This is a genomic window from Pseudomonas sp. FG47 (assembly GCF_057809115.1).
On record NZ_JBMDJI010000003.1, the window covers coordinates 131,998 to 147,463 of the forward strand.

14 protein-coding genes and 1 pseudogene are annotated in these 15,466 nt (G+C 64.7%); 4 read left to right on the top strand and 11 right to left on the bottom strand.

Annotation, left to right across the window (positions count from 1 at the left end; genetic code table 11):
* Positions 1-12: 12 nt before the first annotated feature.
* The 5 genes from ACODS5_RS04820 to ACODS5_RS04840 form a co-directional block, all read right to left on the bottom strand.
* Entirely contained in the window at positions 13-1,137 is a 1,125-nt protein-coding gene (locus ACODS5_RS04820; protein ID WP_489108153.1) for an efflux RND transporter periplasmic adaptor subunit, read from the bottom strand.
* Between the two features lie 88 nt (positions 1,138-1,225).
* Positions 1,226-2,086: an oxidoreductase gene (locus tag ACODS5_RS04825; RefSeq protein ID WP_489108089.1), complete on the bottom strand. Its 861-nt coding sequence runs from the start codon at positions 2,084-2,086 to the stop codon at positions 1,226-1,228.
* A 196-nt stretch (positions 2,087-2,282) separates the two neighbouring features.
* Positions 2,283-3,239: an SDR family NAD(P)-dependent oxidoreductase gene (locus ACODS5_RS04830; RefSeq protein ID WP_489108090.1), complete on the bottom strand. Its 957-nt coding sequence runs from the start codon at positions 3,237-3,239 to the stop codon at positions 2,283-2,285.
* Between the two features lie 41 nt (positions 3,240-3,280).
* Entirely contained in the window at positions 3,281-4,150 is an 870-nt protein-coding gene (locus ACODS5_RS04835; RefSeq protein ID WP_489108091.1) for an oxidoreductase, read from the bottom strand.
* Between the two features lie 48 nt (positions 4,151-4,198).
* Positions 4,199-5,065 carry an oxidoreductase gene (locus ACODS5_RS04840; protein WP_489108092.1) on the bottom strand — a complete coding sequence of 289 codons (867 nt, stop codon included), beginning with the start codon at positions 5,063-5,065 and terminating at the stop codon, positions 4,199-4,201.
* Between the two features lie 104 nt (positions 5,066-5,169).
* On the opposite strand from ACODS5_RS04840, the gene ACODS5_RS04845 reads away from it, so the two are divergent.
* Positions 5,170-6,096 carry an AraC family transcriptional regulator gene (locus ACODS5_RS04845; RefSeq protein ID WP_134689666.1) on the top strand — a complete coding sequence of 309 codons (927 nt, stop codon included), beginning with the start codon at positions 5,170-5,172 and terminating at the stop codon, positions 6,094-6,096.
* 165 nt (positions 6,097-6,261) lie between these two features.
* Complete coding sequence (locus tag ACODS5_RS04850) at positions 6,262-6,525, top strand: GTP-binding protein (RefSeq protein ID WP_256660222.1); 264 nt, start codon at positions 6,262-6,264, stop codon at positions 6,523-6,525.
* Here the strand turns inward: ACODS5_RS04850 and ACODS5_RS04855 are convergent.
* Positions 6,500-6,688: a hypothetical protein gene (locus ACODS5_RS04855; protein ID WP_167659428.1), complete on the bottom strand. Its 189-nt coding sequence runs from the start codon at positions 6,686-6,688 to the stop codon at positions 6,500-6,502. The genes ACODS5_RS04850 and ACODS5_RS04855 overlap by 26 nt on opposite strands.
* Before the next feature lie 244 nt (positions 6,689-6,932).
* Here ACODS5_RS04855 and ACODS5_RS04860 point away from each other — a divergent pair.
* Positions 6,933-7,049: pseudogene (locus tag ACODS5_RS04860) on the top strand (IS481 family transposase); the annotation flags it as partial.
* A 164-nt stretch (positions 7,050-7,213) separates the two neighbouring features.
* On the opposite strand, the gene ACODS5_RS04865 reads toward ACODS5_RS04860, so the two are convergent.
* Positions 7,214-8,158, bottom strand: coding sequence for an alpha/beta hydrolase (locus tag ACODS5_RS04865; RefSeq protein ID WP_489108093.1), 945 nt, complete (start codon positions 8,156-8,158; stop codon positions 7,214-7,216).
* A 134-nt stretch (positions 8,159-8,292) separates the two neighbouring features.
* Here ACODS5_RS04865 and ACODS5_RS04870 point away from each other — a divergent pair, with 134 nt between their 5' ends.
* Positions 8,293-9,186 (top strand): LysR family transcriptional regulator, encoded by an 894-nt coding sequence (locus ACODS5_RS04870; RefSeq protein ID WP_489108094.1) that lies wholly within the window; start codon positions 8,293-8,295, stop codon positions 9,184-9,186.
* Positions 9,187-9,320: 134 nt separating this feature from the next.
* Here the strand turns inward: ACODS5_RS04870 and ACODS5_RS04875 are convergent, their stop codons facing one another.
* The 4 genes from ACODS5_RS04875 to ACODS5_RS04890 are packed head-to-tail and all read right to left on the bottom strand — an operon-like array spanning position 9,321 to position 15,455.
* Positions 9,321-10,268 (bottom strand): LysR family transcriptional regulator, encoded by a 948-nt coding sequence (locus ACODS5_RS04875; protein WP_134689770.1) that lies wholly within the window; start codon positions 10,266-10,268, stop codon positions 9,321-9,323.
* A 9-nt stretch (positions 10,269-10,277) separates the two neighbouring features.
* Positions 10,278-10,898, bottom strand: coding sequence for a TetR/AcrR family transcriptional regulator (locus tag ACODS5_RS04880; RefSeq protein ID WP_134689668.1), 621 nt, complete (start codon positions 10,896-10,898; stop codon positions 10,278-10,280).
* A 31-nt stretch (positions 10,899-10,929) separates the two neighbouring features.
* The gene (locus tag ACODS5_RS04885; protein ID WP_489108095.1) at positions 10,930-12,318 is read right to left on the bottom strand and encodes an efflux transporter outer membrane subunit; all 1,389 of its coding nucleotides are present in this window, start codon (positions 12,316-12,318) and stop codon (positions 10,930-10,932) included.
* Positions 12,315-15,455: an efflux RND transporter permease subunit gene (locus ACODS5_RS04890; RefSeq protein ID WP_134689670.1), complete on the bottom strand. Its 3,141-nt coding sequence runs from the start codon at positions 15,453-15,455 to the stop codon at positions 12,315-12,317. Before ACODS5_RS04890 ends, ACODS5_RS04885 begins: the two co-directional genes overlap by 4 nt.
* Between the last annotated feature and the right edge of the window lie 11 nt (positions 15,456-15,466).

Consider the following 15,466-nt stretch of genomic DNA (forward strand, 5'->3'; position numbering starts at 1 on the left):
GCCCTGCGCTCCTTAGTTGGCCGCTTCAGCGGTGCCGGTGTAATCAGTGACCAGCTTGACGTTGCCGGCCTCGACCGGTTCGACCTGCAAGCCTTTACTCAGACGCTGCAGGCCTTCGGTGACCACCCGCTCACCGGACGCCAGGCCCTGGCCGATCAGCCAAGCGTTGCCGACCGTGCGTAAGGTCTGGACCTCGCGCTGCTGCACGTGATTGTCCGCACCCACCACCCACACCAGCGGCTGGCCGCGGCCGTCGCGCACGACCGCCTGTTGCGGAACGAGCAGGGCCGCTTCGTTCACGCCCTCATTGAGCCGAGCACGCACGAACATGCCGGGCAGCAATGTGCGCCGGGGGTTGGGGAACTCGGCGCGCAGGGTCACCGATCCGGTGGTCGGGTCAACCCTCACTTCGGAGAATTTCAGGGTGCCCTTGAGCGGATAGGTGCTGCCGTCGTCCAGCGTCAGGCCGACCTCAGCCTGGCGCTCGCCGTTCTGCAGACGCCCAGACTCCAGGGCTCGCTGCAGACCGAGCAGCTTGGTGATCGGCTGGGTCACGTCGACATAGATCGGGTCCAATTGGGTCACGGTGGCCAGCTCCTGGGGCTGGCCGCTGGTGACCAGCGCGCCTTCGGTCACCGAAGAACGTCCGATGCGCCCGGAAATCGGCGACAGCACTTGCGTGTACTGCACGTTGATCCGCGCCATCTGCGCATCGGCCTGGGCCTGCAGCCAGTTGGCTTGCGCGTCGTCGTACTGCTGCTGGCTGACGGCGTTGGTCTGCAACAGGCGCTGGTAGCGCTGGGCCAGGTTACCGGCGCTGCGCAAGTTGGCCTCGGCGCGGCCCGACTGGGCGTTGTAGGTGCGGGGGTCGATCTGGTACAGCGCTTGGCCTTGCTTGACCTCGCTGCCTTCGACGAAGGTGCGTTTCTGCAGGATGCCCGAGACTTGCGGGCGCACTTCGGCCACTCGATAGGCCGAGGTGCGGCCAGGCAGGTCGCTGGTCAGTTCCAGCGGCCGGGCGTTGACCTGATAGACGCCTACCTGTGGCGTGACCACCGCTTGTGCCGCATCCTGCTTGCCACAGCCGACCAGCGCTGCAGCGAACGACAGGGGCAGCAACGCCGGAATGGCACGCAGGGAAGAGCTAAGAGCCACCTTGAGGTTCTCCTGGAAAATGTCGGAAAAGAAAAGCGGCCAGCGGCGATCGCCACTGGCCGTAGGGCACTCAGAGCGCCTGGACGGGATTCTTCACAGCGTCCGCAAAGGCGGTGTCCTCGCCCCGGGTGCGCCAAGGTGCGATGTCGCGATTGCGCGAGGCGACGGCGCCTTCCCACAGTTGATAGGCGTCCTCGCCGAGCAGCAGGCGCACCGGGGCGAACGCGCTGTTGACCATATCGACGATCACCGCCGCTCCCTTGGCCGGATCGCCCATCTGCCGGCCGTTCTGGCTGGCGTAATACTCGGCCATGCCGGCGTCCAGTGCCGCGTACTCGGCGATCTCGCCCTCGGCCTTCATCGCCGCGCTGCCGGCGAAGTCGGTGCGGAACGCGCCCGGCTCGATCAGCGTCACCCGGATGCCTAACGGTTTGACTTCATGGTGCAACGCTTCGGTGAAGCCCTCCAGGGCAAACTTGGAGGCGTTGTACAGACCGCTGCCGGGAAAGGCCACCAGGCCGGCGATGCTGGTCAGGTTAAGAATGTGGCCGGACTGTTGCGCGCGCATCTGCGGCAGCACTTCGCGCGACAGTTCGGCGGCGGCGAAGAAGTTCAGCTCCATCTGGGCGCGGATCTGCGCAGAGGTGAACTCTTCCAGCGCGCCATAGGAACCGGCGCCTGCGATGTTGGCCAGCACGTCGATGCGGCCGAATCCGTCCAGGGCCGCGCTCAAGGCGGCTGCGCGTGATTCGGCATCGGTAACGTCCAGCTTCACGGCCAGGGCGCGACCGCCGTAATGAGCGGCAGTTGCCTGAAGCGGCTCCAGGCGCCGGGCGCACAGCACCACGTTATCGCCCTTGGCCAGTGCGGCCTCAGCCAATTCACGGCCGAGGCCGGACGATGCGCCGGTAATGAACCAGGTCTTGCTCATTGCAATTTCCTTTATAGCGTGGGGGCGACTTGGCCCAAGTGAGGGCCTCGTCGCCCGTGCATTCGAAGCGTTTGAACAGTGGTAAATTACCGGTCAAGGCCGGTACTTCCCATACTGGAAAGCACTTAAAACTTTGCTGATCGTACGGGCAATCTTTCAGCGATCGACCTGCAGGCCTGGCCGCCGGAAACCAGGCTCAGGCGAAGGCATCGACGCCCGTCAGTTCGGCCGACAGCGCCCACAGACGCTGGGCCTGCTCCGGATCGACGGCAAAGCTGCGCACCCCGGACTCGGTTGGCTGCAGGCTGTCGTCACGCACGGCCACGTCGCAGTCTTCGCAATACAACCCGCCCTTGCCCTCGAGCAGGGCTGAGGTGGCGGCCCATACGGTGGTCGCCGCACCTTGCGGCGGCGTCTTGAACGTCGGGTCGATGACTTCGCCGGCCTCGTTGAGCCAGCCCAGCGCCGTCATCTCGGCCATGTCCATGTGTCGTTGCAGCGGGGTGTAGATCTTGCCCGGGTGCACCGAGAACGAACGCACGCCCTTGGCCTGCCCCAAGGTGTCCAGGTGCTTGGCGAACAGCGCGATGGCGGTCTTGGACTGCCCGTAGGCCAGCCACTTGTCATAGCCGCTGTCGAACTGCACATCGTTCCAGCGCATGGGCGAATAGTGGTGGCCCATCGACGACAGCGAGACGATCCGCGCCCCCGGCGCAATGGCGGGCCACAGCAGGTTGATCAGCGTGTAATGCCCCAGGTGGTTGGTGCCGAACTGCGACTCCCAACCATTGCCCACGCGGCTTTGCGGGTTAGCCATCACCGCGGCGTTGCAGATGACGATGTCGGCCTGCCGGCCGCTGGCGACGAACCGCTCGGCACAAGCGCGCACGCTGCCCTGGTCGGCCAGGTCCAGCGTGTCGACCTCGACATTCGGCAGGCCGGCCAGGGCCTGGGCGGCCGCCGCCGGATTGCGCGCCAGCACCAGCGCTTGGGCACCTGCACCGGTCAACGCCCGGGTGGTTTCCAGAGCCAGGCCGGAATGGCCACCCGTGACGATGACCTGCTTGCCAGACAGATCGATGCCGGCCAGCACCTCGGTGGCTGTGCTGTGCCTGCCAAAACCGGTGTTCAGGGGCGTCTGCGGGTCCGACATGGCCTTACCCTCCTCCAGGCCCCAAGCTGCTGTGCTGGTCATTACAGTTGGATCTCCACCAGCTCGGCACCATCGAAGGCGGTGTCCTCGCCGCGTTCGCGCCAATGGTTCAGGTCTTCCTGACGCTTGCCGAGGGTCGCCTCCCAGATCGAGAAGGCATCGCGCCCCAGCATCAGGCGGATCGGCGGCGCCTCACTGGCCACCACTTCGAGCATGCGCTGCGCGGCCTTGGCCGGGTCGCCCATCTGTTTGCCGGCAGAGGTCTCCAGGTACGTCTCGAACGGCTCGACCATCGGGCGGTAAGCCTCGATGCGATCCACCGGGCGCATGTTCACGTCGCCGGCGAACTCGGTGCGGAACGCCCCCGGTTCGACTAGGGTCACGTGGATGCCCAGCGGCTTGGCCTCGATGGCCAGCGACTCGGTCCAGCCTTCGATGGCGAACTTGGCGGCGCAGTAGGGCCCTGCGGCGTTCATCGCCACCAGGCCGGCGATGCTGCTGACGGTGAGGATGTTACCCGCGCCTTGCTTGCGCATCTGTGGCAGGACGGCACGGGTCATTTCCGCGGCGGCAAAGAAGTTCAGCTCCATCTGCTCGCGCAGTTGCTCCAGGCTGAACTCTTCGCAGGCGCCGGCCACGCCCCGACCGGCCACGTTGGCCAGCACGTCGATGCGGCCGAAGCGCGCCAGGGTGTCGGCCACCGCACGTTCGCGGGCGGCGGCGTCGGTGATGTCCACGGCCAGCGGCAGTACGCGGTCCTCGAACCCCCGGGCTATGGCTTGAAGGCGTTCAAGGCGGCGGGCGGTGAGGACGGCGATGTCGCCGTTGGCGATCACCGCTTCGGCGAGGGCTTTGCCGAAACCGGACGAGGCGCCGGTGATCAGCCAGACTTTTGCGCATGGATTGCTCATTTTGTCGTCTCCTGGGTCAGTGTGACCCGGTGAAAGAGTTGGGGCGGATCAGCCGCCGATGGGCTTCAGCTCGACGCCGTCGAACGCGGTCGCCAGGCCCCGCTCCCGCCAGGCATCGATATCCCGGATGCGCCGTTCGATGGCCTGGTCCCACAGCGCATAGGCATCGGCGCCCAGCATCAGACGAACCGGCGCCGCCGAACTGTTGACCGCTTCGAGGATCACGCCGGCCGCCTTGGCGGGGTCGCCGATCTCGTGGCCGGCGGACTGCTCCAGAAAACGCTCGACCGGGCCGACGATGTCGCGGTAGGTGTCGAGACGGCGGGCCGGACGCACATTGACGTCGCCGGCGAAACCGGTGCGGAACGAACCCGGCTCCACCAGGGTGACGCGGATGCCCAGCGGCGCCACTTCCATGGCCAGGGTTTCGGTCCAGGCTTCGAGGGCGAATTTGCTGGCGCAGTACGGCCCACAGCCGGTGATCGGCGCCAGGCCCGCGACGCTGGTCACGGTCACGATATGCCCGCTCCCCTGTTGACGCATCTGCGGCAGTACGGCGCAGCTCATCTGGGTGGTGGCGAAGAAGTTCAGCTCGAACTGAGCCCGCAGTTCGGCTTCGGTGAATTCCTCGACCGCACCCAGCGAGCCGCTGCCGGCCACGTTGGCCAGCACGTCGATGCGGCCGAAGCGCGCCAGGGTGTCGGCCACCGCACGTTCGCGGGCGGCGGCGTCGGTGATGTCTAGGGCCAGGGGCAGCACTTGCGCCTCGCGGCCTTGGGCCAGTGCCTGCAAGCGATCCTGGCGACGGGCGGTGACGGCGACCCGGTGGCCGGCGGCGATGACGGCTTCGGCCAGGGCCTTGCCGAAGCCTGAGGAGGCGCCGGTGATCAACCAGACGGTGTTCGGCGTGTTCATAGGGTGTTCTCCAGATGACGATGGCTGTGAAGATACGTCTTGAGCTACGAACGGACCATGTCGTAAAGTCCGCTTATCTTTTTTAAAAGTACGGAATTGCTGCCATGGATCCTCTGTCCGACGTACTGTCACTGCTACAGCCACGCAACCAGTTCTACGCCGGCTTCGACGCCGCCGGTGACTGGTCCTTCGATTTTCCCGCCCATGATGGCATCAAGTTCACCGCAGTGATCCGCGGCAGTTGCTGGGGCATCACCGAGGGCCTGGAGCAGCCGATCCGGTTCGAAGAAGGAGACTGCTTCCTGCTCAACAGCGACCGCCGTTTCATTCTGTCTTCCGACCCGGACCTGCCGGCCGAAGGCGGCGACCGCATCCTGGAAGCCGTGAGCCGCGACGGTATCGCCGTGCACAACGGCGGAGGCGAAGTCTTCCTCATCAGCGGCCGCTTCGCCTTTTCCGGCGACCATGCCGCCGTGCTGTTCGAAGCCCTGCCTGCCGTCATCAATATCCCCAAGGCCTCAAGCCAGGCAGGGGTGCTGCGCTGGTTGCTGGACCAGTGGGCGAACGAGCTGCGCAATCCGCAACCCGGCGGCGCACTCATGTCCACCCACCTGGCGCACCTGATGCTGGTGCAGGTGCTGCGCCTTTATCTGCAAAGCGCCAACGAACTGCCCAAGGGCTGGTTCCTCGCCCTCACCGACCGGCAGATCAGCCTGGCCATCGCAGCCTTGCACGCCGAGCCGTCGCGGCAGTGGTCCCTGGAGGAGCTGGCGCGAATCGCCGGTGTTTCCCGCACGGTGTTTGCGCAACGCTTCAAGGCGTTGGTCGGCAACACCGCGATGGACTACCTGGCGCGCTGGCGGATGCTGATGGCCGCCAACCGGCTGCGTACCGGCACCGACAACGTGTCGACCATCGCTTTTTCCTTGGGCTACGAGTCGGAAAGTTCGTTCAGCACCGCATTCAAGCGCATCATGGCCGCCACGCCGAGCCAGTACCGGCGCCGGGCGATCAGCATCGCCGTGGAGTGAGGGCCGCTGGCGCAGACGCAACCCCCCGGTTCGGGATTTGCGAATTGGTCGCCGTCGGCCCGCGGGGTAGCTTACGAGGCTCCTGACACGACCGAGGCCCACGCCAACGATGCAGATCCCCGTAACGATCCTGACCGGTTTCCTGGGTGCGACGAAACCACACTCCTGAAAAGACTCCTTGAGGAACGGCACGGCCAGCGGCTGGCGATCATCGAGAACGAACTCGGCGAAGAGAACATCGACAAGGAGTTCTTGGTCTCCTGCCGCGAGGAACAGATCTGCACTTCGAGCCGCGTCAGGCTCAAGGCGAATCCCAGGGTGAGCAAGCCGACCACCAGGCTGACCGACACGCGATGGGCGATGCACCATTCGGCAAAGCGCACTGCGAAACTCTGCAAGGCTTTCATGGCCGCCCCTCCGCGCCGATGACCTGCAGGCGAGTGTCACTCGCCAAGGCCAGCTGGCGCCCGACCAACAGGTTGCCGCCGGCCACAGGCAGGATGCGCGTGAGGTAGCCCTTGCCCGGCTCACCGAAACCGAGGGCAGGTTCTGGAAGCGACAGATGAGGCTCTGGGCAGAAAGCTGCCGCCATCGTCAGGTGATCGGCAGACGATGCAATCGTCGGGAAACGACTCCAGGTTTTGCATACAGGCACCTTGTGTTTGTTCTTGTGCGTTTTGCCGATCGTGCCGGGCGATCGGAACCTGCACGTCCCCCCAGGTCAGGGGGCAGGTGGGGGGCGGTACTGTTAGCTGAGGAGGGCAATCAGGAGGGCGCTGGCGCTGCATGGCAGCGTGTCAGATACAGCCGATGATGTTGGGCGGTAGTCCTTAATGCATCGGCTAACCAAACCCTACCATCCGCGGACGAATGGGCAGGTCGAGCGTAAGAACCGGATGATAAAAAAGATGACAGTCAAGGCGTTCCATTACTCCAATACCGAGGCTCTAAAGGAAAGCTGCCCGTGGTAAAGGGCAGCTATCGACCCAGGCTGTGTGAAAACCTTCGGCACGACCAGACTGTTTAGAAAATAACCAAGATTTCGTGCTTCTACGCGATAACGGGTCACTCACGCTATGAATCAGAACTCCTCGCGTTACCGCGAGGAGCCACTTCGTCATGCAGACAGATGCTTCTTGAAAAAGGGCAGCACCCGCTCCAATGCTTTCCCTGTCGCCTCAGGCTGGTCGTAAAGCTGGTAATGCGAGGTATTGGGCACTACCAGTAGCTCCTTGTCCTTCGACGCTGCACGGCCGTAGATCTCCTGGCCGTCACGATAAGCACCGAAGCCGCCTGGTTTGTCACCGATTACCACCAGCAACGGTTGGGTCAACAGCACTTCGGCCAAATGGAAGGCATCCCAGTCCACCGCCGCCGCACGGCGCGAAAACAAGATACGGGTCGGCCCGTGCTCGGCATGGCCACGCGCGGTCTTGTAGTAGTCGGTCGCTTCAAGGACATCGATGTCGGAGATGCCGGCCTGCATGGCCTGCTCCACCGAGGGCGGTAGCACATCATCCACACGGGCCTGGCCACCACGCGCTTCGACGGTCCGTTGCTCGGCGATGGCCTCCAGCGTGCCAAGGGGGTCGTGGCCGGCAAAACCTTCACGGCTGAGGCGCCCGAAATTGACACCGGTAATGCTGACCACGGCCTTGATGCGCCGTTCGGACTTGGCGGCACTGATGGCATAGCCGCCGCCACCGCAGATGCCCAGCACACCGATTCGGCTGCTGTCGACATAGGGCAGTGTCACCAGGTAGTCGACCACCTGGCGGAAGTCCTCCACCCGCTGCCCCGGCTCCTCGATGAAACGCGGCTCACCACCGCTCGCGCCCTGGTAGCTGGCATCGAAGGCGATCACCACAAAGCCTGCCTTGGCCAAGGCCGCGCCATAGACATTGCCAGCGGTCTGCTCCTTGCAACTGCCAATCGGATGGGCGCTGATGATGGCGGGGTACTGGCTGTGCTTGTCGAAGTGAGGGGGAAAATGGATATCCGCGGCAATGGCCCAGGCCATGCCGGGGTTGCAGAACTGGACGGTTTCGATGGTGTGGCTCATGGCTGAGTCCTCGCAATGATGATGAACGCAAGATCCGCTCTTTCGGCCAACGCCGAACTGCCACCAAGGTAAGCCGTGAGGCGTTGATTTATAATCCTTCAGAATCAGGATTCAGTCATAAGCAGGATTGATAAATGCAGGCACCTCGGCTACGGGACCTGGAAGCATTTCTAGCGGTCGCGCAAGAGGCCAGTTTCACCCGGGCGGCTGCTCGGCTGGGCATTTCGCAGTCAGCCCTCAGTCAAGTCATCCGTGGGCTTGAGGAAAACCTGGGCCTGCCGCTGTTCGCGCGCACCACGCGGAGCGTTTCCGTGACTGCGGCAGGCGAGCGCCTGCTGTTGCTGATCGGGCCGGCGGTGGGCCAGATTCAAGCGGGACTGGAACAGGTAACCGAACTGCGAGAAAAGCCTTGCGGGACCGTCCGTATCACGGCGGATGAATACGCCGTGCAGAGTGTCCTGCAGCCGGTGTTGAGCCGCTTTCTGCCGCAATACCCGGACATCAATGTCGAGCTCACCGTCGACTATGGCATGACAGATATCGTCAGTGGCCGCTACGACGCCGGTGTGCGTCGAGGCGCCCTGGTGGCCAAGGACATGATCGCGGTGACCATCAGCCCGCCACACCCCATGGCCGTCGTCGGCACGCCGACCTACCTTGAACAAAGAAAACAGCTAAAGCATCCTCGCGACCTGACTGAACACACCTGCATCAATCTGCGCCTGCCAACGCATGGCGAGCATTTCGCCTGGTTCTTCGCCAAGGCAGGTCAGGAGCAGCGCGTCAGGGTGACAGGCCAATTCGTCAGCAACAGTATTTCAGCAGCACGCGATGCTGCTTTGCATGGGCTAGGCCTGGCGTATCTGCCCTTCGCCTACGTAAGCGATGCCCTTGATAGCGGTCAGCTCAGCGAGGTTCTGCCAGACTGGCGCAAGACATTCGAGCCCTACTGCTTGTACTACCCTAGCCGACGTCACCCCAGCGCCGCCTTTACGTTGCTTGTCGAAGCTCTACGCCATGCACCGTAGCTTTTGGCCCAGGTCGCTTCAGCACAGGCGGTCCTCTCCAGGCATGGCCGCGATCACCCGGTCACGCAGAGGCGCGGCAACCGCTGTCAGTTTGGGGGGGAATGCTGTATAGATCGATCCCGTCTCGTGCTGGCTCATGAGGCGCCCACATGCTGGGCCGCCCAGTGGCGCGGGTTCTCCAGCGCGAGTCGGTCACGTTCGAACGCCTTTGGCAGGTGTGCCTTGAGGTGCTCGACCCAGGTGCGGATCTTGGCATCGAGAAAGCGCCGTGACGAGTAAAGCGCGTACACCTCGCGCGGATGCAACTGGCAATCCGGCATCAGGCGCAGCAGGCGCCCTTCGCTGAACGCCTTGGCCGCGACGAAACTCGGCAGCAGACAAACGCCCAGGCCGCTGGCCGCGGCCTGGCAGGCCGCCTCCGGTTGGTTGACGCGCAACACATTCTGGAATCTGAAGGTCGCCTCTGGACCGAAGTACCAGCCCTGCGGGTACAGTGGATCGGCCAGCAGGATGCAGCGGTGCTCGTGCAATTGCGCTGGCCGGGTCGGCACCCCATGCCGCTCCAGGTAGGCCGGCGCGGCACACAGCACGCTGTGGATCTGCCCCAACCGCTGGGCGACGAAGTCCGAGTCCGGCAGGCCCAGCGCCAAGGTCACCAGCACATCCAGGCCCTCATCCAGCAGCGCCGGCGTCTGCTCTGTCAGCGATAGATCGATGGACACCTGCGGATGCTGCTCGAGGTAATGCCCCACCAACGGCATGAGGTATTCCAGGCCGAACTCGGTGATCGTGTGCAGACGCAGGCATCCAACGGCCCGGGACTGGGCACTGGAGGCCTCGGCGGCGGCGCTTTCGAGCTCGGCGAAGATGGTCTTGCAGCGTTTCAGATAACGCTGCCCGGCCTCGGTCAGCGCCAGCGAGCGGGTGGTTCGCTGCAGCAACCGCGCGCGCAGTTGCTCCTCGAGCGCGGCGACCTGCCGCGAGACAGTCGGCGAGGAAATCTCCAACTGCTGCGCCGCCCGGCAAAAACTGCCGCTCTCGGCCACGCGCACGAATGCCTGCATGCAATGCAACAGGTCAATGGCCATGCCCTACTCTCCCGCCCCACCGGGCAACAGCAAAGCCAGGATGAAACGCTCGACCTCACTGCCTATCGGATAGTGCTCGCCCGGCAACCCCAGCAATAGGGCCTCGCTGAGCGCACCGAACATGAACACCCCTACCGCCCGGGCCTGCGCCTCGCGCTCGGTGTTCGCCAGGCGCCCCGCGCCAGCATGCTCGAGCACCAGCGACACATAACGGCGGATACGCTGCTGCATCCCTTGCAAACGAGCCTGCACACGCGCGCTGACATGCCGCAGCTCATGCCCCTGTAGCAGGATCGCCGCACTGCGACGCAGGTGCGGCTTGGCCAGGGTGTCCTGCAACCCCTGGCCAAGTACACCGGCCATGCTGGCGATATCCGGCAACGCCTGCGCCTCGCTGCGTGCGACCGGCAACTGGTCCCAGGGGAACCAGGCCCGCTCGATCACCGCCTCGAGCAGCTCCGGCTTGCCCTGGTAGTGCCAATAGATGGAGCCGCGGGTCAGGCCGGCGACATCGGCGATGTCCTCCAGCCTGGCGATCGCGTAGCCGCGATCGCTGAACACCCGCTCGGCGGCGTCGAGCAGGCGCTGGCGCGTCTGCTCGACCTCGGCCTTGCACCGCCTCATCGCCACGATCTCGACAACGCCAGGCCCAGCATCACTGGCTCCCTCCACCCAGCGCCTTGTACAACGCGATCAGGTTCTGGCTGCGCGCCAGCTGGGTGCTCACCAGCTCCTGCTGCGAGGCGAACAGGTTGCGTTGCGCATCCAGGCTGTTGAGGTAAGTGTCCACCCCGGTCTGGTAGCGCTGTTCGGCCAAGCCATAGCTGCGCGTGTTGGCCTTGACCAGCAAGTCCTGGGCCCTGACCTGGTTGTCCAGTTCACGACGCGCCACCAGGCCATCGGCCACTTCCTGGAAGGCCACCTGGATCGCCTTCTGGTAGTTGGCCACCTCGATCGAGGTCTGCACCTTGGCCACGTCGAGATTGGCCTGGTTGCGCCCCCAGTTGAAAATCGGCACGTTGATCGACGGCACGAAACTCCAGGCCCCCTGCCCGCCAGAGAACAGGTCACCCAGCTGGCGGCTGGCCGAGCCCGCCGAGGCGGTCAGGCTGATGCTCGGGAAGAACGCCGCGCGGGCCGCGCCGACGTTGGCGTTGGTAGCCTTTAGCGCGTGCTCCGCAGCCAGAATGTCGGGGCGCTGGGTCAGCACCTGCGAGGGCAATCCGGCCGGCAGGCTGGCGCCCAGCACCAGCGACTCGGGCGCGCTCACAGCCATCTGCTGCGGCGCCAGCGGCTTGCCCACCAGCAACACCAGGGCATTGCGGTCCTGCTCCACCAGGCGCTGGTACTTGGCCTCGCTGGCCTGCGCCGAGCGCACGGTGCTCTCGGCCTGGCTCAGGTCCAGTTCGGTGGCGACATCCTCCTGGTAGCTGCTGCGGGTGGTCAGGTAGCTCTGCTGCTGGCTATCCAGGGTCTGCTTGCTCAAGGCCAGCAACTGCATGTCGGCCTGCAGCTGGTAATAGGCGTTGGCCACTTCCGCCACCAGGGCGATCTGCGCGCTGCGCTGCGCCTCGACGGTCTGCAGGTAGCTTTCCAGCGCCTGTTCGTTGAGGCTGCGCACACGGCCGAAGAAGTCCAGTTCATAAGAAGCGAAGCCGACGCCAGCATCATAGCGGTGGCTGGTGCCATTGCGCCCGTCCGCGGACAGGTCCGCCGGCGTACGCTGGCTGCTGCCGGAGACCGTGGCATCGATCGACGGCAGCAGGTCGGCACGGCTGATGCGGTACTGCGCCTGCGCCTTTTCGATGTTGAGCAGCGCCACCCGCAGGTCGCGGTTGTTGTGCAAGGCATCGCCGATCAGGGCCTTGAGTTGCGGGTCATGGAAGAAGGTAGCCCAGGGCAGGACGCTACCCGCCTCGGCGGACGGCACCTTCCACTCGGAAGCCACCGGCGCCGCCGGGCGCTGGTACGCGGGGATCAGCGAACAACCGCCCACCAGGCCCATGGCCAGTGCCAGGGCCGCTTTCAGATTGCCGTGGCTCATGCGTGCTCTCCTTGTGCCTCGGTATTGGCCTGCTGCGCCTTGCGGCTGAACAGACGGGTGACGACCACGAAGAACAGCGGCACGAAGAACACCGCCAGGAAGGTCGCGGTCAGCATGCCGCCGACCACGCCGGTGCCGATCGAGTGCTGGCTGCCCGAACCTGGGCCGCTGGAAATCGCCAGTGGCAATACGCCGAGCACGAAGGCCAGGGAGGTCATGATGATTGGCCGCAGACGCTGACGCGCTGCCTCCGCCGCGGCTTGCAGCAAGGGCATGCCCTCCTCGTGCAGCGCCTTGGCGAACTCGACGATCAGGATCGCGTTCTTCGCCGACAGGCCCACCGTGGTCAGCAGGCCGACCTGGAAGAACACGTCGTTGGCCAGGCCACGACCGAGGGTGGCGAGCACCGCGCCGATCACGCCCAGCGGCACGACCATGATCACCGCCAGCGGTACCGACCAGCTCTCGTACAGCGCCGCCAGGCAGAGGAACACGATCAGTACCGACACCGCATACAGCGCCGGTGCCTGGGAACCGGACAGGCGCTCCTCATAGGACATGCCGGTGTACTGCAGGCCCACGCCATCCGGCAGCTGGGCGACGATGCGCGCCACCGCCTGCATGGCGTCACCCGAGCTGTAGCCCGGCGCCGGTTCGCCCTGGATCTCCACCGCCGGCACGCCGTTGAAGCGCTCGAGCTTGGGCGAGCCATAGGTCCAGAAACCATGGGCGAAGGACGAGAACTTGACCATCTCGCCGTTGGCGTTGCGCACGTACCACTTGTCGAAGTCTTCCGGGGCGATACGCGAGCCGATTTCACCCTGCACGTACACCTTCTTCACCCGACCGCGGTCGATGAAGTCGTTGACATAGGACGAGCCCCACGCAGTGCTCATGGTGTCGTTGATGTCGCTGATGCTCACCTGCAACGCCCGGGCTTTCTCCTTGTCGATCACGATCTGGTACTGCGGCTCGTCGCTCATGCCGTTGGGGCGCACGTTGGCCAGCACCGGGTCGCTCGCGGCCAGCTGCAGGAACTGGTTGCGCGCCGCGATCAGCTTCTCGTGGCCCATGCCGACACGGTCTTGCAGGTAGAAGTCGAAGCCCATGGCGTTGCCCAGTTCGAGGATCGCCGGCGGCACGAAGGCAATGACGGTGCCGTCCTTGATCTGCGAGGCGCGCGCCTGGATGCGCTGCGACAGGGCGAAGATATCGGTGCCGTATTCGCTGTTACGTGCCTCCCACGGTTTGAGCCCGACGAACAGCATGCCCGAGCTCTGCCCGCGACCGGCGAAGTTGAAGCCGTTCACCGTGTACGCCGACTCGATCAGACCGCCCTCGTCCTCCAGCAGGTAATCGCGAATCTCGTTGAGCACCACCTGGGTGCGCGCGGCACTGGTATTGGTCGGCATCTGCACCTGGACGAACATCGTGCCCTGGTCTTCACCCGGCAGGAACGCCGTGGGGATCTTCGGGAACAACCAGCACAGCGCTACCACGATCAGGCCATAGATGCCCAGGAACAGCGCCTTGCGTTTGGCGATACCCAGCACCCCGAGCTTGTAGCGATCGGCGTTGCGCTCGAAGGTACGGTTGAACCAGCCGAAGAAGCCCTTCTTGTCGTGGTGGTCGTGCCCGATCGGCTTGAGCAGGGTCGCGCACAAGGCCGGCGTGAGGATCATCGCCACCAGCACCGACAGGGCCATGGCCGAGACGATGGTGATGGAGAACTGCCGGTAGATGATGCCCGTGGCCCCGCCGAAGAAGGCCATCGGCACGAACACCGCCGACAGCACCATGGCGATGCCCACCAGGGCGCCCTGGATCTGCCCCATCGACTTGCGCGTGGCTTCCTTGGGTGACAGCTTGTCCTCGATCATAACCCGCTCGACGTTTTCCACCACCACGATGGCGTCGTCCACCAGCAAGCCGATGGCCAGGACCATGCCGAACATGGTCAGGATGTTGATGGTGAAGCCGAACGCCGCCAGCACGCCGAAGGTGCCCAGCAGTACCACCGGTACCGCCAGGGTCGGGATCAAGGTGGCCCGCAGGTTCTGCATGAACAGGTACATCACCAGGAACACCAGGACGATACCTTCGCACAGGGTCTTGACCACCTCGTGGATCGAGGCGCCGACCGCCGGCGAGGTGTCGTACGGGTAGACCACCTTCAGCCCCGCCGGCAGGTAAGGCTCCAGCTCACCGACGGTGTCACGCACCCGTTGCACGGTGTCCAGCAGGTTGGCGCCGGTGGCAAGGCGCAGGGCGATGGCCGCCGCCGGCTTGCCGTTGTAGGTACCGGAGATCGAGAAGTCCTCGGCCCCCAGGCCGACAGTGGCGACGTCCTTCAGGCGAACCTGGGAACCGTCCGGGTTGACCTTGAGCAGGATCTCGAGGAACTGCTCGGCGCTCTGCATCCGCGACATGCCCAGCACGGTGGCGTTGAGCTGCACGCCTTCATGGGTCGGCAGGCCGCCCAGCGAGCCCGAGGACACCTGGACGTTCTCGGAGCGCACCGCGTTGATCACGTCCTGCGGTGTCAGCTGGTAGCTGAGCAGTTTCTTCGGGTCGGTCCAGATGCGCATGGCGTACTGCGCACCGAGCATCTGGAAGTCGCCCACGCCCTTGACCCGGGTGATCGGGTCCTTGAGGTTGGAAGCGATGTAGTTGCCGATGTCGAAGTCATCCATGCTGCCGTCTTCGGAGTACAGGCCGACGATGAGCATGAAGTTGATCTGGTACTTGGCCACGCGCAGGCCCTGGCGCTGCACTTCCTCGGGCAGCAGCGGGGTCGCCAGTTGCAGCTTGTTCTGCACCTGGACCTGGGCGATGTCCGGGTCGGTACCCTGGTCGAAGGTAACGATGATGGTCATGCTGCCATCGCTGTTGCCCTCCGACGAGATGTAACGCAGGCCGTCGAGGTTGTTCAGCTGCTGCTCGATGACCTGCACCACGGTGTCTTGCACGGTCTGTGCCGAGGCGCCTGGGTAGGTGACGGTAATGCTTACCGCGGGCGCGGCGATGTTGGGGTATTGGTTGACCGGGAGCTTCATGATGCTGAAGCACCCGGCGAGCATGATCACGATAGCGATCACCCAGGCGAAGATCGGCCTGTTGATGAAGAACGATGCCATTTGAATTTACC